Raw genomic sequence first — 22,055 nt, 5'->3', positions numbered from 1 at the left:
TACATTAGATACTTTTGTATTAAAAATGGCCTGACATCACCAAAAATGAAAAGGCGCAGAATGAATCGATTAAGTCATAAATATGCATTAATTACGGGCGGAACCAGCGGCATTGGGTTAGAAACCGCTAAACAATTCCTCGCTGAAGGCGCGACAGTCGCCATTACCGGTAGAAATACGGCTGCGTTGCAAGCCGCTTATTTGGAACTAGGGGAACGTGTTCTGCTGATCAAGAGTGATGCCAGCCATATATCTGATCAATATCAGTTAGCCGCACACCTAACAGAAGTCTGGCCTCAGTTGGATATCGTCTATATCAACGCTGGTGATGTTACTCACCACCCAATAGAAAAGTGGGATGAAACTAGTTTTGAACGAGTCCTTTCTACTAATCTGAAAGGCCCTTTTTTCTTGCTACAATCATTACTACCTCTGTTAGCAAATCCTTCATCCGTTATTCTTTGCGGTTCTGCCAGCGCCCACATTGGTTTACCTCAAAGTAGTGTTTATGCCGCCAGCAAAGCTGGGCTACTGTCTCTCGCTCGAACATTATCGGGTGAATGGGCAGAAAGGGGGATTCGAGTTAATGGCCTAAGCCCCGGCCCGACACAAACACCTGCGCTGCAAAAACTGGGGTTATCGGGTGACGAACAAGACAAACTGACCGAGCAAATACGTCAACTCGTGCCAATCAAACGCATGGGAACACCGGCTGAACTTGCCCATGCGGCAGTTTTTCTTGCCTCAGATGAGTCTCGATTTGTCGTCGGAACAGAATTACGCGTCGATGGTGGTGTGACTAGCCTTTAAGTCACAACACTGACGATGAAGACAGCGATATCGCTCATCTTACCCATCAGCTAACTGCCTGAGCGGGTTGGCGAACAGGAGGCTCCAACCCGCATCCGGTCACATCAACAAGTTTGCAAAAAACGATCAAGCTGTCTGCGCAGCTGCTCGTTTTCCTTTTTTAGCTGCTCAACTCGCTCGAGCAACGTTAAGGTCATCGCGACACCAGACCAGTCTAAATCCAACTCATGCTGTAGTCGTTGAGCACGTTTTAGGCTGCTTAATGCTTTAGCATCAAATATCCAGACGCTGTCGGCAGGCTCTAACGGCACAATAACGCCTAACTCGACAACCTCGACCAGTTCATCTTGCATAATGCCCGTTGACTGGCATAACTCAGTCACAGTGAAGGTGATTTCTATTTCAGCCATAATCGTTACTCCCACCCAGTCCGAGGATTAAACGCCGCCTGCTCTGATAGTTGTTGCCACAGCGCCCGCGCTTTCTCATCGGGTTTTGGTGGCATCACCACCTTGAGGATTGCATACAAATCGCCGGTTGATTTTTTGCTTGCCAAACCTTTACCTTTGATACGCAACCGCTGACCACTTTGACTACCCGCAGGGATTGTTAAGGTGATTTTCCCCGTCAAGGTTGGCATCTCAACGCTAGCCCCTAACGCCGCTTCCCAAGGCGCTAGCGGCACGACAATTTGTAAATCCTGTCCATCAACATCAAATACTGGATGAGGTGCAAGACGAATAATCAGGTATAGATCGCCATTGGCTCCGCCAGCAAAACCTGGTGCGCCCTGCCCCTTAAGCCGAATACGCTCACCATCACTCACACCAGCAGGAATCTTCACTTTTAGGGTTTTAGTCGTGTCAGCACCTGGGAAACCCGAAGCATCGACGGTCGGTATTTTGTAGGAAATTGAGCGTGTCTGTTCTGCTAAGGTTTCTTCTAAAAAGAGGGGTAATTCCATCTCAAGATCTTGCCCCCGTACCCCATGAGAGGTGCGATGGGAAGAGTGATGAGCTGAAGCCCCACGGTTGGCAAAAAATGACTCGAAGAAATCAGAGAAGTCACCGCCACCCGCACTGCTGTGCCATTGTTGTCCACCTGAATGATAACCTGCTTGTTGTTGAGCAAATCGAGGATCGTCGCGATGCAATCGTAGCTCGTCATATTCTGCGCGCCGTTCGGCGTCTTTCAATACTTCATATGCCTCAGCGACTTCTTTAAACTTACTTTCGGCATCAGGTTCATCACTGACGTCAGGATGGTATTTACGCGCCAGCTTACGATAAGCTGTTTTAATCTCTTTCAAGGAGGCCGTAGGCTCTAGGCCCATCACGGCATAATAATCTTTAAATTCCATGCGGTAATATCCTTAAATTCAATGTGCTATAAGTTATCCCCATTCGACTTATATAAAACCTGCTTGAGCATTTTTCAACCTCTGACAACCTAAAATGAAACAAATCTAAACTATAGCGCCAATGGCCTATCCTTGGGCTTTATATTGCGATTCAGGCCATTATCAATTTCATTAATCATATAACTGACCTGATGGCTTATTTGCGGTGGATATCGCCCTTTTATGATTGATTTGCTTTACCGAAGAACGAGCTACTAATCTCCCCTGCAATAAAATATTGCTAAAAGGTGCATCAGGGCGTAATAAGCGCCGCTGTAATAACTGGATGGCCTCCGCCCCCAACTCATCTCGCGGCACATGTACTGCGGTTAACGGAACATCATGAATCTCGGCCAGATTAAAACCGTCCATGCTCATCACCGACATGCTATCTGGCACACTTATCTTTAATTTATTCAGCGCATTCACTGCCCCGACCGCCATATAGTCCCCCCCAGCTAAAATGGCTGTCGGCCACAGACTTTTATCTTCGCGAGTAGTCATAAAGTCCATGATTGCCTGCTCTGCTTCTTCCGCACCAAAACCATGTGTCGTGATCAGATGTTGATTATCATCAAAATTCATATTGTGGCTGGCAAATGCTTCTTTAATACCGACTAATCGCAGTTCCATCGTATTGCGGCGCAAACATTGCAAGGTCAAAATTTTCCGATGCCCCTGCTGTATCAGATAGTTGGCAGAAAACTCACCAATCAACTGATGGTCAGGAGAGACACTATCTAATAACATTTCTTTATCGCGACAATTCACCAGTACCGTCGGCTTATGTACGCCAGCCGCCAATGCGTGGATACGAGGATCATCGATACCAATGATGATGGCAGCCTCAGTTTGTGGATGAGTCATTTTCTCTAAAAACAGTGAAATATCACTCTGCGTTTCTGATAATCCACAATAACGAATCATGACTTCATATTGGGTCACCGCCTCGGTAATCCCTTGAATAACTTTGTAGTAAAAAATATCGGTGCGTACATCAAATGCTCGATGAGGGGCAAACACCATAATGTTATTCAGCATTAACCGCCCGCTGGATAAATTTTGCAAAATTCCCTGAGTTTGCGCATAAACCATGACTCGCTGTTTTGCTTTGGCACTGGTATTTGCTTTCCCCGCTAAAACTCTAGAAACCGTGCTAATTGAAAGGCCCGTCTGATTGGCTATTTCTTGTATTTTTAGCTTTCCATTCATTTTGTGATCTCTCTCAAATTAGCAAATGAAAAAATTTTCATGGCTTCTTGATGCCTTATTCAGTGCCCCATCCAATAGGAATGCTGAAATAATACTCAGCTTATGAAAATTCTTTCAAAAAAACGCATATTAAAGCCAATTTAAGCTAGTTACTTTGTTTTGGTAAACCAATTTTAAAAACTTATCAGTCCGGTTATTTTGATGAAAAATAAAAATACGATAAAAATCAAATGAGTATATTTTATTGGCCGCTTTAGTGTGAACAGAATCACATTAAAACTCAGCAAAATCTTAATAACCGAAAAATGGATCATACCAAAATAATTTGTTAGCTCGGTGATTGACGACCAGCTAACACCAGGAGGCTTGGATGAGTGTTGAGATTAATCAATCCGCTAACGTTAGCGGGCGGCGGAAAATAAAGTCATTGCGATGGTGGATGCTGGCACTATTTCTACTTGGGGTCACCGTTAACTATATTACGCGTAACTCACTGGGGATTCTCGCTCCTGAGTTAAAAACCAGTTTGAATATGACCACTGAGCAATATTCTTGGATAGTGGCATCTTTCCAATTGGCTTATACCGTTTTCCAGCCGCTTTGTGGTTGGTTAATTGACGTCATCGGTTTAAAGATGGGATTTTTGATCTGCGCCAGTGTTTGGGCGGTGGTCTGTATGATGCATGCAGGGGCTGGAACTTGGTTCCAATTGGCTGTATTGCGTTTCTTTATGGGCAGTGCCGAAGCGGCCGCAACCCCCGCGAATGCCAAAGCAATTTCTGATTGGTTCCCGAAAAAAGAGCGCCCGATCGCTGCCGGTTGGGCAGGTGTCGGTTTCTCTATCGGCGCGATGTTAGCCCCGCCCATTATTGTATTGGCCCATGTGGCGTTTGGTTGGCAAGGCGCATTCTTGTTCTCCGGTGCCTTAGCCATGATTTGGGTACTGTTATGGTGGCGTTTTTACCATTCACCGGATACGCATCCCAATCTAAGTAAAGAAGAATTTGAACTGATCCATCAGGACAATGAACCTGTGCTGCCACGGCTGCCATTCTTTAAATCATTGGCCATCTTGAGTAAAAATAAAAAATTCTACGGGATCGCGATCCCAGCTTTTTTGGCTGAACCGGCTTGGGCGGTATTTAGCTTCTGGGTCCCTCTTTATCTCGCTACTGAACGCGGTATGGATCTGAAACAGATCGCCATGTTCGCTTGGCTCCCCTTCTTAGCCGCAGATATCGGGAGTGTCGCCAGTGGCTACTTAACAAAACTCTATCAAAAGTGGTTCGGTTGCAGCCGCGTAAACTCGGTGGTCGCCAGCTCGGTAACGGGCGCATTTATGATGATTTCACTGGCCTTCGTTGCCATCACTAAAGACCCCTATCTGGCCATTGCACTGATCTCCATTGGTGGCTTCGGACACCAGGTTATTTCCTGCATGTTAAGCGCATTAGTGGTTGAATCTTTTGATAAAAACCAAGTCGCCACCGTTAATGGCCTGCGAGGTTCTTCTGCTTGGATTGCGAGTTTCCTGTTTACCCTACTCATTGGCGCAGTGTCCGACACCATCGGCTTTAATCCGTTGTTTATCGCCATGGGCTTCTTCGATTTGATTGGTGCCGTGTTCCTAATTGCGCTGTTTGCCGAACGCCGCAATAAAGCTCAACCCGCAATCTGATCCTATCTCCTAATGATGTCTGCAACAGTGCCTCAGCGCTGTTGCCAAAAAAAAAGATGAGCTGTGATGAAAACATTAAAAAACTGGCAGTTGCTAAATGAATTCCCGGACCGCTTGGAACTACGGGTTGATGAGCGTCATATATTTTGCCTGTATGTGTTAGAGCAGAATCTTTGCCGCGTACTGATCAAGCGCAATGGTGAATTGGCACTAAATCGGACTTGGAGTATAGCCCCACAGGGTGATGTTCCATTATCAGGACGCGACCGATTAAGCCTAGAGGGTTTCTCTGTCCCCGGCTATCAATTGGAACGCCATGAAAACTACTTGCGGGTGACGACCGAATGTCTAAGGGTCACGATTCACCAACCGTTGCATCTGGAATGGGAATATAAGAATCCGCAGGATGAATGGCAGCCACTGGCCGCCGACAGACCCACCAGCGCTTATTTGCTCAGCCCGCACGGCGAAGCAATTGCTCACTATCAGCGCCGTTATCCCAATGAACAATATTATGGGCTAGGTGAGAAAGCCGGTGATTTGAACCGCGCTGGCCGCCGCTTTGAGATGCGCAATTTAGATGCAATGGGGTATAACGCCGCCAGTACTGACCCGCTCTATAAGCATATCCCTTTTACCATCACCCGCCGCGATGACGTCAGTTTTGGCCTGTTTTATGACAACCTCAGCAGTTGCTGGTTAGATTTAGGTAACGAAATCGACAATTACCATCTGGCTTATCGCCGCTATCAGGCTGAAGCCGGTGATCTTGATTACTACCTGTTCCTTGGCCCGAAAGTGCTCGATGTCACTAAAGCCTTTGTCCGGCTAACCGGTAAAACCCAGTTTGGGCCGAAATGGAGCCTCGGCTATAGCGGTTCCACCATGCACTACACTGATGCCCCTGATGCACAGGTGCAGTTGCAGAAATTCATAGCGCTATGCCAGCAGCACGATATTCCCTGCGATTCTTTCCAGTTGTCATCTGGTTATACGTCCATCAAAAACAAACGTTATGTCTTTAACTGGAATTACGACAAAGTCCCACAGCCCAAAGTCATGAGTCAGGCGTTCCTGCAAGCGGGTATCAAGTTGGCCGCCAATATCAAACCTTGCCTATTGCAAGATCACCCTAAATATCAGCAAGTAGCCGAGCGCGGGCTATTTATCCGTGATGGTGAAACGGGGTTACCTGAGCGCTCTTCATTCTGGGATGACGAAGGCTCTCACCTTGACTTTACCAACCCTGCAACCGTGGATTGGTGGAAGGAGAATGTCACCAAGCAGCTATTGGAAATGGGGATTGGCTCAACTTGGAATGACAATAACGAATACGAAGTGTGGGATGGCGAAGCTCAATGCCATGGGTTTGGCGAATCAATCGCTATCAAACATATCAGGCCAGTAATGCCTTTACTGATGATGCGTGCTTCCATGGAGGCTCAACAGACATTCGCGCCGGATATACGCCCCTATTTGATATCACGTTCAGGCTGCGCCGGTATGCAGCGCTATGCCCAAACCTGGAGTGGTGACAACCGTACCAGTTGGCAGACACTGCGCTATAACATCCGTATGGGGCTAGGAATGAGTCTATCCGGTTTGTATAACTTGGGTCATGACGTGGGGGGCTTTTCTGGCGATAAACCAGAAGCAGAGTTATTTATTCGCTGGGTACAAAACGGCGTGATGCATCCACGCTTTACCATTCACTCATGGAATGACGACAACACGGTAAACGAGCCATGGATGTACCCTTCGGCAACACCCATGATTCGCGATGCCATGGTGCTACGTTATCGATTATTACCGTATTTCTACACGTTACAATGGCAAGCAACTCATGATGATGAACCGATGTTACGCCCAACATTCCTCGATCATGAACACGATAGTGGCACGTTTAAGGAAAATGACGACTTTATGCTGGGTCGTGATCTGCTTGTTGCCAGTGTCGTGGAAGCCAATCAACGCCAGCGTTCGGTCTATCTGCCGGACAACAATGTGGGTTGGTATTGCTTCCATACAGGGCAATGGTATAGCGGTGGGCAGACAGTCACATTAGATGCACCACTTGAGCGGCTACCATTGTTAGTTCGAGCCGGTGCGGCACTGCCATTATCACAGCGTATTGCCTATGTGAACGCTCAACTGGACAATCAACGCGAGTTAGCACTCTATCCAACCAAAGGAGCTGGGCAATCCTGCGGCATGCTATTTGAAGATGACGGCGAAAGCCACCGCTGGCAGCAAGGCCATGCATTATGGCTGAACTGGCAAGTAACCACGGATAATCACCGTATTGATATCACCTTTACCCGCACCGGGAGCTATCAACCCGCATGGCAAGAATTGACGGTTAACCTCCCTGCTGATGAGCAACGTAACTTGTTTATCAATGGGGTGGCAAGCCATACTTTGACGTTAAACCAACTGAAATAATGATGTGAAATAACAGTATCCTGCGGGTTCTACACTAGAACCCGCGTGTCATCCCAATCAGTTTGTTTGACTAACGCAGCAATTTTAATGCGCCAGTCAATGAGCGTATCCATTTATCTGGACCCACTAATCCCAAACCATCCAAGGACTCATCGGCAAGCGAACGTTGAGCAAATGCGACTTCATACTCCTGAAAACTGTGCATCGATCGAGCAAAAGTCGGAAACGGCACTATCGCCCGCTCGTGGGTCGCTGCCAGTGCTTTGAGCAGCACTTCTCTCATTTGTGCTGCACTCGCTTGTAAAATTGGCACCGGCAATTTAGAACTCACATCAATCTCATTCCCCACGGCATCAGACAACGCCGAGCCCGCCAACTGGGGGAATTTGGCCGCTAACCCCATTCCTACCGCGCTGGTGGTGTTAGCGATTAAGCCAACAGGAAGGTCAGGATTAACGATAATTGCGACCCGTATTTGTTCTGTCACATCAGTCCCCTTTTGCGAATGAATCTGTGCCAAAGATCATATCTTTCCGGTGCGGGTAAGTGCTTTCTTTTATTGGTTTCATTCCGCTAATATTGGTAGACCATACCCAAAATCAATAATAGTCAGGTAGAAAATGTCATCATCATGTATTACATCGGCAGATATAAAAATATTAAAGCAATTGCAACGTGCTGGCCGCATGACCAATCAAGAGTTAGCCGATAAAGTGGGCATGGCAACGTCTCCTTGCTGGCGACGCGTGAAGCAACTTGAAGAAAGTGGCGTGATTACCGGTTATCAGGCGAATCTCGATCGGCGTAAAATTGGCTTGGGGATTTTGGCTTTTATCCGAGTGAAAATTGACAGCCACAGTGAAGAGGAAGCCAAACTATTTGAAACGCAAGTTGGGGCGCTAAAACCTGTGATAGCCTGCTATGCCGTTGCCGGAGATGCCGATTTTTTACTGCAAGTCGTCGCGGAAGATCTTGACAGTTTTTCCACTTTTGCCATGTCAGTGATCCGCCGGTTACCGGGCATTAAAGAGATGCAAACAACCTTTGTACTACGTGAAGTGAAACCCTTTGATCACTTGCCTCTGCCGTAAATATTGGCCAAGACTTGGATTTTGGATTATGCCGCCAGCACTCTATTTCGTCCCGAGGCTTTAGCGCGGTAGAGAGCCTCATCCATACGTTTGAACAAACTATCGGTGTCTTCGCCTATCTGATGTTGCGCAACACCGAGACTGACCGTGAGTTGCGGCAGATTTGGCTGGCATATCATCTGAATTGTTTCTCTGATGGATTCAGCCACTTGTAATGCCCCCTCCAAATTAGTTAACGGCAGAAGAATCGCAAATTCCTCACCTCCCCAACGGAAAACACTATCGCTTTCGCGAATAATGGACTCAAGGGTTCTTGCCAGCAAAATCAACACCTCATCCCCTTTGTGATGTCCAAGTTGATCATTAATGGACTTGAAATGGTCGACATCTAATAGAATCAAACTGAAATGGTGACCATAACGCTGGCTTTGGGCGTGAGCTTGCTCAACCAAGGGGAAAAACTGGCGACGATTACCGAGATCCGTCAAAGGATCCCGCAAAGCAGCATGTTCCAATGCTTGCTCTAGACGTTTTTGTTCAGTGATGTCATGAATGATGCAGAGCATTAACCGTATGCCATCTAACTCGACTGGACCAGCATAAGTCTGGACGTGGCGAATATTGCCATCAGCTAATTTATGAATGAAATTGAGTGGCTTATGCCCACCAGGTAGCTTAGCGACTTCATTCATGACGGGTAAAACATCCCTTCCCATGGTGTTAATTTCCCAAGTGTGCTTCATGCACATCTCATCTCGTGAATAACCATAAAAACGGATTGCAGCCTGATTAGCATCCACAATTTGCCCTTCCTTCGAGGGGTCAATAAGTAGCATGGGGGCGGTATTAGTATTGAAAAATTGCTCATAAAAACCCATTTCATCACGGCGATAAGATGTTGAGCAAAGTTGCCCTACACCAGGCTGAGTGAGAACCTTCTCTGAAATATAAAGCCCTTCAAAGACAATAACATCACCATAGGTCTCTAACTGAGCGAGGGACAACCGGCAGCTCAAAGGGAAAGCATTTCCCTCGCACTCAATTGTCCAGATCTCGACAATCTGATCATCACCCACTAAAGCAGGCAGATAAGCATCCAGTTGTTGCTGTGCATGGGCAGAAAACCGCCCATTACGCATCAATGGCAACTGGCAGTCACCTGCTATTTTTCGGGCTTCCTTGTTAGCAAAAAGCAGTTCTTGATTTTTGGGAGTCACAACCCAAATCGGCGTACTCAAAATATTTAATGCATCTAAGTGAGCAGTCAACATAGGAATACCGATAGATATTTGGCATATATACAGAATACAGTTAATTACGTCGAATTCACTATATTTTGGTTTATCGTCGGATGAGCGGTTTGCGGTATTTAGGCTATTTCGTCGCGGTTAGTACTCTTCCTTCCTCACAAAATCATCTGCGCCGCTCGGCAGTTATCAATCTCAGATATCTAGATGAAATTGCGTGTATCAAGCCATACAGGAATGGATAAAGCACTAAAAACACCTATCCAAAACGGGCAAACCACCACTTTCTTACCTAAACTTTGAATCAGCAATTAAAACCTAACTTTAGGCTTCCCAATAGAACTTACTGCTGAAAAATCATCTTTCCTTACCTTTAAACGACTGATTGTCAATGTTTTTCAATCTCACACTGAGGGTTAAATCATGTCATTTGTCACCACAACGGATAACGTTAGTATCTTCTATAAAGATTGGGGCCCAAAAGACGCGCAGCCTGTGTTCTTCCACCACGGTTGGCCGCTAAGCGCCGATGATTGGGACACGCAAATGTTGTTTTTCCTGTCAGAAGGTTTTCGCGTCATCGCTTCTGACCGCCGTGGTCATGGCCGCTCAAGCCAAATCAGCGATGGGCACGACATGGACCATTATGCTGCGGACGTCTCTGCTGTCGTCGAGCATCTGGATCTCAAGAATGTGGTGCATATTGGACATTCTACCGGCGGGGGACAAGTTGCTCGGTATGTTGCGAAATATGGTCAGCCTCAGGGCCGTGTGGCAAAAGCGGTGTTGATCAGTTCAGTGCCCCCTTTGATGCTAAAAACGGCAAGTAACCCAAACGGCACACCCATTGAGGTTTTTGACCAGTTTCGTCAAGGCATCGCTGTGAATCGGGCGCAATTCTATCTCGATATCCCCTCGGGTCCATTCTACGGCTTTAACCGCCCAGGCGCAGAGACTTCGCAAGGGACAATTCAGAATTGGTGGCGTCAGGGTATGGCGGGAAGTGCAAAAGCGCAGTATGACGGGATCAAGGCCTTATCTGAAACAGATCAAACAGAGGATTTAAAAGCGTTCACCGTGCCAACACTGATTCTACAAGGTGATGACGATCAGGTTGTTCCCTATAAGAACGCGGCCATTTTGCAGGACAAGCTGATCAAAGACAGTACCCTCAAGATTTATCCTGGCTATCCACACGGGATGCATACCACACACGCGGATGTGATAAACAAAGACATTTTGGCGTTTATTCGCCGCTAAATACACTCATCGATCAACTAAAGGTCTGCACCTATTGACCTCCTTAAGACAACAGAAAAAAACCACTTGGGTGGCATTTGTCACCCACCTTCACTTTCTAAGTCACACTTTTCTGCCAATTCAGCCAGACACCAACCGAACAGAAAGAGTGATTTCAAAGACACAATTTGGCAGTCCATTCTCTACACCGTCTGACAAACTTGTCAGAGAACCGTCAGTCTGTTGTCAGGTTGTCTTCGCTAGAATCACTTCTAAGACTAACCACTGCTGATTGAAGGAATAAAACAGTGAGAATGATAAAAATACTTAGCGGGTTTCTGGCGATGATTGTCATGGGTTTTATGGGACAGACCGCTTTCGCATCAGATAATTCATCCGCGCAGTCCCGCACGCTGATTATCTATTTTTCACAGCCAGAGGAAATGAAAGCTGATGCCGTGGATGGCTTTTCCGGGGCCAGCGTATTACAAAAAAATACCCCAGAGACCGGCAGCACTCAGTTTCTTGCGCAGATGATTCAGAAGCAGACGCAGGGCGATTTGTTTCGTATTGAAACCGCGACCCCCTACCCTCGCCAGCATGATGCACTGTTACGCGTTGCCGAAAAGGAGCAGCAAACTAACGCCAGACCCTCGCTAAAAACGCCGCTCCCCGACCTGAGCAATTACGACACCATTTACGTCGGCTATCCTATCTGGTGGTACACCATGCCAATGGTGATATATAGCCTCTTTGAGCAAAATGACTTTGCCGGTAAAACGGTCATTCCCTTTACCACTCATGGTGGTAGCCGGTTAGCCGACTCCCTCCAAGAAATTTCCCGTATGCAGCCAAAAGCCGAATTAATCACTCGTGCACTCTCGATCTCGCGCAACGATATTTCAGATCCAGACGTCCCCACACAAGTTGAGCAATGGGTAAAGCAAGTCCAGCCCCAGCGTTAATCAATCGACATGAAGAAAATTTATATTTTCCAGGTCATGCTGGATGCGCTGATGACGTTACTTCTGCTCATACTGATGGGGTTTCATTTTCACAGTGAAATTGTGCATGAATGGGCTGGTATTCTCTTTACCCTGCTCATTATTTTGCATTTATACCTCAACAGGCATCGCTTGTGGTCATTATCGCCTAAGCTCCCTTTAACGATGCGGAGAGTTAACCGAGTCATAAATGTAGTGACATTCGTTGTCATCCTAACGGCTATTATCTCTGGCATGATGCTGTCCCGACATATCCTTCTGGACCTGCCGTTCCATAACCCAGCGACCTGGGTTAGAAAAGTGCACATGACATCGGTCCACTGGGGAATGATCATTCTGGCGCTACATATTGGGTTGCACTGGAAAATGCTGGCAACGTTTTCCTGTCAGGTCTTGAAAATCACCAGCAACTCACACTTTGCCAATGTCATTATGCCGGGGGTTTTTTCGATAATTGCACTTCTGGGATTGTACGGGTTGCTGAATCAGGACTATCTCGACTATTTGTTGGTGAAGGTTGATTTCTCCTTTTTCGACTACGACGAGTCCGCCCTTCTTTTTTATTTACGCTACTTATCCATTATTGTTTTATTTTCATTAATGACACGGTTTTTGCTTTGGTATCTTATTTTTAGAAAATGCAAAGCCGTGTCGCCGCAATAGAGATTAACTTTCCCGTGCACGTCTTCATCGACCTGCGCCCAATTTTTTTGACTCACAATTGCTCTAGAAAGGGGCGTTTATGGCAAAAAACCGGCCGTCAGTCCCCTAAAATTAATGAACATAACTAATAAGCCCTAGCTAATTACCCCATCTAATCGAATAAACCACGTTGCATTATAATTTTCTTGGTTAATAGCTTAAGGATAACGTCATGCAAACTGTAAAACTGAACAACGGGATGGAAATGCCCCTGCTGGGCTTCGGCGTATTTCAGATGACGGATACTGCCGAATGCGAGAAAGCCGTAATCGATGCGATTGAAACGGGGTATCGCTTGATTGATACCGCTGCATCTTATCAGAATGAAACTCAGGTCGGGAATGCACTGAAACAGGCCGGTATTGCACGTAACGAACTCTTTATCACAACCAAACTTTGGCTGCAGGATACCAATTACGAAGGCGCTAAAGCCCAGTTCGAACGCTCTCTGAATCGACTGCAACTTGACTACGTTGATCTGTACCTAATTCACCAGCCTTACGGTGATGTCCATGGAGCTTGGCGTGCCATGGAAGAATTACAACAGGGAGGCAAAATTCGCGCCATTGGGGTGAGCAACTTCCATCCTGACAGATTGGCCGATCTTATTGCCTTCAATAAAGTTGCCCCTGCGGTTAACCAAATTGAAGTTAACCCCTTCAACCAGCAACTGCATGCCGTTCCGTGGATGCAAAGCCATGGTATTCAGCCGGAAGCCTGGGCACCGTTTGCTGAAGGTAAAAATGGTCTGTTCCAGCATCCCGTATTAACGGCGATTGGTCAGAAGTACGGCAAAAGCGTGGGTCAGGTTGTTCTACGGTGGATCTTCCAGCGTGGCATCGTTTCGCTGGCTAAATCAGTGCGAAAAGAACGTATGGAAGAGAACATCAACATTCTCGATTTTGAACTTAGTTCTGAAGATATGCTGCAGATTACCGCACTTGATACAGCAACCAGCGCATTCTTCTCTCACCGCGATCCCGCGATGGTCGAGTGGCTGACTGGCCGCAAACTTGACGTTTAACACCGTTGTACATCAGCGGTATCGGTATGGTATCGCTGATTTCTATTGCGAAAAACGCAGTGCATCGATCATCGGCGCAGAAGCGGGCGCATCCCAGCATCATAAAGCACAATAATCATTGTGATACTGTTCCTCTGATGCACTGACTATCAAAAATCGGGAATAAACCCCTCTTTTCGCAAAGCATGAATGACACCACGCATCAGATCTGATTTCGAAAAACCGGCGGTATAAATTCGTGATCCCACTTCAACTGGTTGTAAAAGGCCACGATCAACTAACTTACCAATCTGATAGGTAATTTGAGCCGACTTCAATCCCGGCAAAACCTCTTTTAAATCATTAGCTTTTACCGCCCCTTGGCTAAAGGTTCGCTTAAGAATTTTAGATTCCGCCTCATTGATTACACCCCGTCCTTTGGAATACTCGAGCGCGGGATAAAGAATTTTTGAGTTTAAAAAGTGATAATTCGAGAGCTTATCGACTTTCTTTAACTCCGCCGATATACCGGTAAGAACATATAGGCACCATTGCTCTAGCCCCTCAACAGCACCCGTATCCGCTTCAGCCAGCATCGAGTAATAGCGCTCACGATCATTACAAAAAACCGCTGTTGGGTTTAACACCCGCCCACTGGTTTTCACATTAAAGCCGTACTTAATTAGCAAAGAATAAGTCAGCAGGCGAACCGTTCTACCATTGCCATTACCAAATGGATGAATCCAGCCAAAACGGTGATGTGCGAGAGCCACTTTCATCAGATCATATTTTGGCGCGTCTGCGCGATTCATAAACTCGACCAATTCCTGCATATAAGTCGGAACATGGATGAATTCAGGCGGCAAATGAGTTGATTGAGCAATACTCACCCCGTGACTACGATAGGCACCCGGCGTTTTATCCCCTTCCCGCTCAAGCCCATTTACCGTCATGGCATGCAGTTCTCGGACAAAATACTCCGTGATATCTCCACCAGCATGCAGATGCTCGTCAATAAAGTTCATGGCATGTTCAATGTTACCAATCTCTTTCAATTGATCCGTGGAGTCCTCAGCCCCTTCAACTTTACTTTCAACGTAATCGGCTAACGTTGTATGGTTACCTTCGATTCTTGCTGATCCCAAGCTTTCTAGCATATGAAAAATACTTTTTAGTTGGGCAAATAACAGAGGATGCACGGCGGTTTCAATGCGCAGGTGTCTCAGTAACTCAAGCTCGGTCAACGCATCAACCAGTGGCGAGTCGAAGCTAGGGTTTAACAGTACTAAATCATAGTGATTAAAGTTAGGCATATAATTAGATTATCTCAAATTTTTAAATATGATTATCTTAAAAATAGATTAAAAAATACTTTATAGCCAATATGTTAACATATTATTATTTGTAGATTATCTCAAAATCAACTTTATGATTATCTCAAAAATCCGCGGCAATACATCTCATTAGATATCACTGATACCACTCTCAGTGATAGCGTCAGAGGTCTCCACTATTATTTGCAGATTTCAATAGACGAATGCGTATATAGGAATAGTTCAATTAGCTTGAGAGAGACTGACTTACTAGGTTTGATGTACTTTGGGAGATGCTATGAGGCGTTAGTTTGGAGCGGGTGAAGGGAATCGAACCCTCGTATAGAGCTTGGGAAGCTCTCGTTCTACCATTGAACTACACCCGCATCGGTGTGCGGCTTGCATTATAACCGGTTCTTTGACGTGGGCAAGCGAAGATACTATCTAAGCGCCGGTATTTTAAGCGATTAGATAAATAAATTGAGATGCTGCTGTTTTGAGGCAACCATGACGCTCAGTAAAAAGGGCGCCGTAGCGCCCTAATACTCATTGTTGTACCACTAACCAATGTCGCTTACTTAACTGGGCGCATGGCTGGGAACAAGATAACGTCGCGGATGGTATGGCTGTTGGTGAACAACATCACCATACGGTCAATACCAATCCCTAGGCCAGCAGTCGGTGGCAAGCCATGTTCCAATGCGGTGACGTAATCTTCATCGAAGAACATTGCTTCATCATCGCCTGCTTCTTTGGCGCTAACTTGATCAGCGAAACGCTGCGCTTGGTCTTCGGCATCATTGAGCTCAGAGAAGCCATTACCAATCTCACGGCCACCGATGAAGAATTCGAAGCGGTCAGTGATAAATGGATTGTCATCGTTACGACGTGCCAACGGGGAGACTTCTGCTGGGTATTCGGTGATGAAGGTTGGCTGAATCAAATGACTCTCTGCTGTCTCTTCGAAGATCTCGCATTGAACGCGGCCCAAGCCCCAGCTTTTCTCAACCTTGACACCTAATGACTCCGCAATCGCCACGGCTTTGTCCATATCGTCCAAATCCGCAACGTTGGTTTCAGGGCGATATTTGCAGATGGCTTCTTTCATCGTTAATTTGGCGAACGGCTTACCAAAATCAAACGTCTGCTCACCATACTGCACCACACTGCTGCCCAGAATAGTTTCGGTCAACGTGCGGAACAACTCTTCGGTCAACACGATCAGATCTTTGTAATCCGCATAAGCCATATAGAGTTCCATCATGGTGAACTCAGGGTTATGGCGCGGTGAAACACCTTCATTACGGAAGTTACGGTTGATTTCAAACACGCGTTCAAAACCACCCACCACCAGACGTTTCAAATACAGTTCTGGCGCGATACGCAAATACATATCGATATCCAGCGCATTATGATGCGTGACAAACGGACGTGCAGAAGCGCCGCCAGGAATCACCTGCATCATTGGGGTTTCGACTTCCATGAAGCCTTTTTCCACCATGAAGCTACGGATGCCAGACATCACTTGTGAGCGAACTTTGAAGGTATGGCGAGATTCGTCATTCGCGATCAAATCCAGATAGCGTTGACGGTAGCGAGTTTCCTGATCGGCCAGACCGTGGAACTTATCTGGCAGCGGACGCAGTGCTTTGGTCAGCAAACGCAGTTCGCTACAATGGATAGACAGCTCACCGGTTTTGGTTTTAAACAACTTACCGCGTGCACCCAGAATATCGCCCAAATCCCACTTTTTGAATTCTTCGTTATAAACGCCTTCCGGGAGGTCATCACGGGAAACGTACAACTGAATACGACCACCGACATCTTGCAGCGTGACGAATGAGGCTTTACCCATGATACGGCGAGTCATCATTCGACCAGCAACGGTCACTTCAATATTCAGCGCTTCTAATTCTTCGTTTTCTTTGCTGCCGTACTCAGCATGCAACTGGTCAGAAAGGTGCTCACGGCGGAAATCATTAGGGAATGCAATACCCTTCTCCCGCAGCGCAGCCAGTTTTTCCCGACGAGCTTGTAACTCACTGTTGAGTTCTTGCGTTTGGTCAGCGACTTGCGTTTTTTGCTCTGACATCTCAGTTCCTTATAACCCGGCTTTCAAACTTGCTTCGATGAATCTATCCAGATCACCATCCAATACCGCTTGCGTGTTACGTGTTTCCACGCCGGTACGCAAATCTTTGATACGGGAGTCATCCAGTACATAAGAACGGATCTGGCTGCCCCAACCGATATCGGACTTGTTGTCTTCCAGAATCTGTTTATCAGCATTTTTCTTTTGCATCTCAAACTCATACAGCTTCGCTTTCAGCTGCTTCATGGCTTGATCTTTGTTTTTATGCTGAGAACGGTCATTCTGGCATTGAGTCACAATATTGGTTGGAATATGGGTGATACGTACCGCAGATTCCGTTTTGTTGACGTGCTGACCACCCGCGCCAGATGCGCGATAAACGTCAATACGTAAGTCTGCCGGATTGATTTCGATATCAATATCGTCGTCCACTTCAGGATAGACAAAGGCAGAACTGAAAGAGGTATGACGGCGGCCGCCTGAGTCAAACGGGCTTTTACGAACCAGGCGATGTACGCCAGTTTCAGTACGTAACCAGCCAAACGCGTACTCACCAATAATTTTAATGGTGGCAGACTTCAAGCCCGCTACATCACCATCCGACTCTTCAATGATTTCAGTTTTGAAACCCTTGGATTCAGCCCAACGCAGATACATACGCAGTAGCATACTGCACCAATCCTGAGCTTCAGTACCACCTGAACCGGCTTGCAGATCCAGATAGCAGTTGGCGCTATCGTATTCACCAGAGAACATACGGCGGAATTCAAGCTGGCCCAGCTTGCCATCAAGGATATCTAACTCAGCAACAGCTTCGTTAAACGTCTCTTCGTCGTCAGCTTCAATCGCCAATTCTAGCAAGCCTGTCACGTCTTCCATGCCTTGATCCAATTGATCAATGGTGGTGACGATTTCTTCGAGTGCAGAACGCTCTTTACCCAGCGCTTGCGCGCGCTCAGGTTCATTCCAGACGTCGGGCTGTTCTAGCTCGGCGTTTACTTCTTCCAGTCGCTCTTTCTTGGCATCATAGTCAAAGATACCCCCTAAGAACGGCAGTACGCTCAGACAGATCCTGAATTCGGTTTTTTACCGGGTTTATTTCAAACATGATTTAAAGTCTTACGTTGAGTCGTCGATGACGGAGTGTCATTAGAACCGGTAATTCTAACGGATCTTAACCACGGTTTATAGCAAGTTGACTATATTTCCTGCGTACCGACCATGATTTCCTGCGTACCGGTCATGGCTGTCGGAATAACAGCCCGCCTTGCACCAAATCACGGATGAATACCCGTGATTTGGGCTTCACTCGCGATGAACTCATTTAGTGTGAGCTAAACGCGAGGCGAACTAATAAGGCCACAAATGTTGGATCAGCAACTGGACACTGCGGTTACCGCGAAACTCATTAATATCGAGCTTATACGCGAGCTTAACTTCACGCACGCTGCTGTCAGGCCATAACGTCGTATCAATATTAAACGCGATGCCATCGAGCAAAGGCCCGCCATCTAATGGTTCAACCATAAGTTTCAGATGCCGCTCCCCCACTAGCCGCTGTTGTAAAATGCGGAATCTGCCATCAAAAGTGGGTTCTGGGAATGATTGCCCCCAAGGGCCGCCATCGCGAAGCAACTCTGCCGTTTCAATCGATAAATCGTTGCCTTTCAGTTCACCATCAGACCAGACTACGCCTTCTAATTGTGAAGCATCCATCCACTCACCGACTAAATCAGCGAAACATTGCCGAAATTCATCAAATTTGTCCTGCTCTAGCGATAATCCTGCCGCCATAGCATGTCCGCCAAACTTCAGAATCAAGCCAGGGTTTAAAGTATCGAGGCGTTCAAGGGCATCACGCATATGTAACCCCGCTACGCTGCGTCCTGAGCCTTTTAGTAAACCCTCTCCTGCAGGGGCAAATGCAATCACGGGCCGATGAAAACGTTCTTTAATCCGTGAGGCTAAAATACCCACCACACCTTGATGCCACTCGGGGTGATACATCGCGATACCGTAAGGTAACTCAGTACTGGTGCGCTCCAGTTGGTCACACAGTTGCAGGGCTTCGACCTGCATACCTTGCTCTATCTCGCGGCGAGTCTGATTGAGGCTATCAAGATCGATTGCCAGTGCGCGAGCCTGCGCAATGTCGTCACTGAGCAACAGCGCCACCCCAATAGACATATCATCCAAACGCCCTGCTGCATTCAGTCTGGGGCCGAGAGAAAAGCCCAAGTCATTGGCGGCTAACTGTCTGGCGTCACGGTTCGCCACTTCCAGTAATGCGCGGATCCCTGGGCGGCATTTCCCTGCACGAATACGGCTAAGACCTTGATGTACCAATATGCGATTATTGGCATCCAGTGGCACCACATCGGCGACAGTGCCCAATGCAACTAAATCCAGCAATTCCGCTAAATTGGGGACAGCTAGCGCACGTTGCTCAAACCAGCCACTATCTCTGAGGCGAGTACGTAATGCCAACATCAGATAAAAAGTGACACCAACCCCCGCGAGAGATTTAGACAGAAAATCGCAACCGGCTAAATTGGGGTTAATGATGGCCTCAGCCGCGGGCAGCGTTTCACCGGGTAAATGATGATCGGTAACCAGCACTTGAATGCCCTTGGCATGTGCCAAGTCCACCCCTGCGTGGGAGGAAATACCGTTATCTACCGTGACAATCAGTTCCGCGCCAAGGGCGGCAACTTGCTCGACGACTTCAGGGCTAAGCCCGTAGCCATCGTCAAAACGATTTGGCACTAAGTAATCAATATTACTGCCACCCATGCTGCGCAACGCCAGCACGGCCAGTGCCGTGCTGGTCGCACCATCAGCATCAAAATCGCCGACGATCACGATGCGCCGACGATCAGCCAGAGCCTGTTGCAATAGGGTGACACCCGCATCAATGCCGTCGAGTTGCTGCCATGCCAGCAGCCCCTTGACACCGCGCTCTAGTTCTTCTGAACTTGTCACACCACGGCTGGCATAAAGGCGGCGTAACAGAGGATGCAATTGTTCAGGCAAATGGCTGCCATCCACTTCTTCACGACGACGAAGTTGAGTTTTCAATGTCACGGGGGATTAATCCGCTGCTTTTGAGGAAGCCTGATGCTTATTCAGCACCTGTAACATCTCTTTGGGTTCCATATACCCCGGAACAACGGTGCCATTTTGCAGCACAATAGCTGGTGTTCCTTGAATACCAAACTGCACACCTAGCTGGTAATGCTTGCTGATATCCGTTTTGCAGGTCGCTGGCGAGATCTCAGTACCTTTCATCGCTTCATCGAATGCTTTGTTACGATCAGCCATACACCAGATGGAACGCATGTCTTTCTCTGCTTGAGAACTTAGCCCCTGACGTGGGAAAGCTAGGTAGCGCACGGTAATCCCCAGTGCGTTATAGTCTTTCATCTGCTCATGTAATTTATGGCAGTAGCCACAGGTAATGTCAGTAAACACCGTCACCACATGCTTTTCCTGCGGCGCTTTGTACACAATCATTTCGCTGCTCAATGCTTCCATTCTTTTCACTAACGATTGATTGGTCACATTAACAGGCTGGGTACCACTAACGTCATACAACGGCCCTTGCAACAGGTGCTTACCGTCGGCAGACATATAGAGCACGCCACTTTCAGTCATTACCGTACTTAAACCGGGGATCGGCGATGGTTGGATATCCGCATGCTGAATATCTAATTTTTTCAGTGTTTGCTGGATAGCGGTTTCGTCAGCATGAGCCAAACCAGTGAGGGCCGCGATTAACATCGGCAACAGTAATAAACTTTTTTTCATATAAAAATCCTATCCTTTTCCACGCGACGATTAAGCGCGCGGATGATGCTGTTGATGTAGCTGCTTCAAACGTTCAGTGGCTACATGGGTATATATTTGGGTCGTCGACAGATCACTGTGGCCCAATAACATTTGTACCACACGTAGGTCCGCACCATGATTCAACAGGTGCGTGGCAAAAGCATGCCGCAATACGTGGGGTGAAAGCCGTTCACTATCTATACCCGCAAGGATCGCATAGTGTTTGATGCGATGCCAGAAAGTCTGGCGGGTCATTTGTTGGCAGCGGTTGCTGGGGAAGAGCACATCCAGCGACTGACCATTGATTAGCCACGGTCGCCCGTGTTCCATATAATTCTCAATCCAATAAACGGCTTCTTCGCCCAAAGGCACGAGCCGCTCTTTATTGCCTTTACCGATAACCCGCACGACACCTTGGCGCAGACTCACGTCGCTGATGGTCAGGCCAACCAGTTCAGATACCCGCAAACCAGTAGCATAGAGTACTTCTAGCATCGCTTTATCACGCAATTCCAGCGGGATATCAATATTGGGGGAGTTAAGCAACGCATCAACCTGTGCTTCACTTAAATCTTTCGGTAAACGCTGCGGCAGTTTAGGGGATGACAGCAGCGCAGTTGGGTCATCATCGCGTAATTTTTCGCGATATAAATATTGAAATAACCGCCGCATCGCACTCAGTAAACGAGCAGAACTGGTGGCTTTATATCCACCCTCAACACGCTCAGCAAGGAAAGATTGCAAGTCCTGCGAACCGGCGCGCATTAAATCACTGCCGTGGTGTTCCAGCCATCCGGTTAATGCATGTAAATCCAAACGGTATGAGGCCAGTGTATTTTCTGCCAAATTCCGCTCCAGCCACAGCGCATCTAGAAACTGTTCAATCAGGGGATTATTTTGCTGCTGCATCGCGATTGCTCTCATTGATTGAACTCAGCCGCCATTATGCCTGATGACAGGACAAATCTGGTACACTCGATGCTATACCTTATTAG

General features: G+C 47.2%; 19 protein-coding genes and 1 tRNA gene. 8 read left to right on the top strand and 12 right to left on the bottom strand.

The genetic code is table 11. From position 1 onward, the window contains the following. Window positions 1–60: 60 nt before the first annotated feature. Window positions 61–810, top strand: a complete 750-nt coding sequence (locus tag DA391_RS04540; RefSeq protein ID WP_050873744.1) for an SDR family oxidoreductase — start codon at window positions 61–63, stop codon at window positions 808–810. 104 nt (window positions 811–914) lie between these two features. On the opposite strand, the gene cbpM is transcribed toward DA391_RS04540, so the two are convergent. The 3 genes from cbpM to DA391_RS04525 form a co-directional block, all read right to left on the bottom strand. Beyond that, window positions 915–1,220 carry a chaperone modulator CbpM gene (gene cbpM / locus DA391_RS04535; protein ID WP_050082234.1) on the bottom strand — a complete coding sequence of 102 codons (306 nt, stop codon included), beginning with the start codon at window positions 1,218–1,220 and terminating at the stop codon, window positions 915–917. 5 nt (window positions 1,221–1,225) lie between these two features. Next, complete coding sequence (gene cbpA, locus DA391_RS04530; RefSeq protein WP_050082233.1) at window positions 1,226–2,170, bottom strand: curved DNA-binding protein; 945 nt, start codon at window positions 2,168–2,170, stop codon at window positions 1,226–1,228. Window positions 2,171–2,341: 171 nt separating this feature from the next. Then, window positions 2,342–3,421 (bottom strand): LacI family DNA-binding transcriptional regulator, encoded by a 1,080-nt coding sequence (locus DA391_RS04525; RefSeq protein ID WP_098904921.1) that lies wholly within the window; start codon window positions 3,419–3,421, stop codon window positions 2,342–2,344. Between the two features lie 370 nt (window positions 3,422–3,791). On the opposite strand from DA391_RS04525, the gene DA391_RS04520 reads away from it, so the two are divergent. Together DA391_RS04520 and DA391_RS04515 are read left to right on the top strand one after the other, a co-directional pair. Beyond that, on the top strand, window positions 3,792–5,099 hold the full coding sequence (locus tag DA391_RS04520) for an MFS transporter (RefSeq protein ID WP_019211598.1): 1,308 nt from the start codon (window positions 3,792–3,794) through the stop codon (window positions 5,097–5,099). A gap of 66 nt (window positions 5,100–5,165) precedes the next feature. After that, entirely contained in the window at window positions 5,166–7,541 is a 2,376-nt protein-coding gene (locus DA391_RS04515) for a TIM-barrel domain-containing protein (protein WP_108087410.1), read from the top strand. 70 nt (window positions 7,542–7,611) lie between these two features. Here DA391_RS04515 and DA391_RS04510 read toward each other — a convergent pair whose 3' ends face one another. Continuing rightward, window positions 7,612–8,028: a DUF2000 domain-containing protein gene (locus DA391_RS04510; protein ID WP_050082228.1), complete on the bottom strand. Its 417-nt coding sequence runs from the start codon at window positions 8,026–8,028 to the stop codon at window positions 7,612–7,614. A 133-nt stretch (window positions 8,029–8,161) separates the two neighbouring features. Between DA391_RS04510 and DA391_RS04505 the strand changes: the two genes are divergently transcribed. Continuing rightward, window positions 8,162–8,632 (top strand): Lrp/AsnC family transcriptional regulator, encoded by a 471-nt coding sequence (locus DA391_RS04505; RefSeq protein WP_050082227.1) that lies wholly within the window; start codon window positions 8,162–8,164, stop codon window positions 8,630–8,632. A 26-nt stretch (window positions 8,633–8,658) separates the two neighbouring features. On the opposite strand, the gene DA391_RS04500 is transcribed toward DA391_RS04505, so the two are convergent. Beyond that, complete coding sequence (locus DA391_RS04500; RefSeq protein ID WP_050873738.1) at window positions 8,659–9,903, bottom strand: sensor domain-containing diguanylate cyclase; 1,245 nt, start codon at window positions 9,901–9,903, stop codon at window positions 8,659–8,661. A 399-nt stretch (window positions 9,904–10,302) separates the two neighbouring features. Here DA391_RS04500 and DA391_RS04495 point away from each other — a divergent pair, with 399 nt between their 5' ends. The 4 genes from DA391_RS04495 to DA391_RS04480 all read left to right on the top strand — a co-directional run bounded on the left by DA391_RS04495 (window position 10,303) and on the right by DA391_RS04480 (window position 13,848). Further along, window positions 10,303–11,139: an alpha/beta fold hydrolase gene (locus tag DA391_RS04495; protein WP_050082225.1), complete on the top strand. Its 837-nt coding sequence runs from the start codon at window positions 10,303–10,305 to the stop codon at window positions 11,137–11,139. Between the two features lie 293 nt (window positions 11,140–11,432). Beyond that, on the top strand, window positions 11,433–12,083 hold the full coding sequence (locus tag DA391_RS04490; RefSeq protein ID WP_050082224.1) for a flavodoxin: 651 nt from the start codon (window positions 11,433–11,435) through the stop codon (window positions 12,081–12,083). A 9-nt stretch (window positions 12,084–12,092) separates the two neighbouring features. Beyond that, window positions 12,093–12,785: a DUF4405 domain-containing protein gene (locus tag DA391_RS04485; protein ID WP_240624789.1), complete on the top strand. Its 693-nt coding sequence runs from the start codon at window positions 12,093–12,095 to the stop codon at window positions 12,783–12,785. 211 nt (window positions 12,786–12,996) lie between these two features. Further along, the gene (locus tag DA391_RS04480; protein WP_050082223.1) at window positions 12,997–13,848 is read left to right on the top strand and encodes an aldo/keto reductase; all 852 of its coding nucleotides are present in this window, start codon (window positions 12,997–12,999) and stop codon (window positions 13,846–13,848) included. Between the two features lie 149 nt (window positions 13,849–13,997). Here DA391_RS04480 and DA391_RS04475 read toward each other — a convergent pair whose 3' ends face one another. The 7 genes from DA391_RS04475 to xerD form a co-directional block, all read right to left on the bottom strand. Beyond that, window positions 13,998–15,140 carry a Fic family protein gene (locus DA391_RS04475; protein ID WP_050286443.1) on the bottom strand — a complete coding sequence of 381 codons (1,143 nt, stop codon included), beginning with the start codon at window positions 15,138–15,140 and terminating at the stop codon, window positions 13,998–14,000. A 312-nt stretch (window positions 15,141–15,452) separates the two neighbouring features. Continuing rightward, window positions 15,453–15,526, bottom strand: a tRNA-Gly gene (locus DA391_RS04470). Between the two features lie 188 nt (window positions 15,527–15,714). Further along, a complete protein-coding gene (gene lysS, locus DA391_RS04465) occupies window positions 15,715–17,232 on the bottom strand; it encodes a lysine--tRNA ligase (protein WP_050082221.1) in 1,518 nt (505 codons plus the stop codon). A gap of 9 nt (window positions 17,233–17,241) precedes the next feature. Then, a protein-coding gene (gene prfB, locus DA391_RS04460) for a peptide chain release factor 2 (RefSeq protein ID WP_098904924.1) occupies window positions 17,242–18,340 on the bottom strand; the annotation gives its coding sequence in 2 pieces (ribosomal slippage) (window positions 17,242–18,264 and window positions 18,266–18,340; 1,098 coding nt in all). Between the two features lie 242 nt (window positions 18,341–18,582). Continuing rightward, window positions 18,583–20,316: a single-stranded-DNA-specific exonuclease RecJ gene (gene recJ, locus DA391_RS04455; RefSeq protein WP_050873680.1), complete on the bottom strand. Its 1,734-nt coding sequence runs from the start codon at window positions 20,314–20,316 to the stop codon at window positions 18,583–18,585. 6 nt (window positions 20,317–20,322) lie between these two features. After that, window positions 20,323–21,039 (bottom strand): bifunctional protein-disulfide isomerase/oxidoreductase DsbC, encoded by a 717-nt coding sequence (gene dsbC, locus DA391_RS04450; RefSeq protein ID WP_019211610.1) that lies wholly within the window; start codon window positions 21,037–21,039, stop codon window positions 20,323–20,325. Window positions 21,040–21,069: 30 nt separating this feature from the next. Further along, window positions 21,070–21,969 carry a site-specific tyrosine recombinase XerD gene (xerD, locus tag DA391_RS04445; protein WP_019211611.1) on the bottom strand — a complete coding sequence of 300 codons (900 nt, stop codon included), beginning with the start codon at window positions 21,967–21,969 and terminating at the stop codon, window positions 21,070–21,072. Between the last annotated feature and the right edge of the window lie 86 nt (window positions 21,970–22,055).

Source organism: Yersinia massiliensis, assembly GCF_003048255.1.
In the GTDB taxonomy this organism is placed as follows: domain Bacteria; phylum Pseudomonadota; class Gammaproteobacteria; order Enterobacterales; family Enterobacteriaceae; genus Yersinia; species Yersinia massiliensis_A.
Note: the sequence above shows the minus strand (reverse complement) of the source record. Positions and strands in the feature narration are given on the sequence as shown.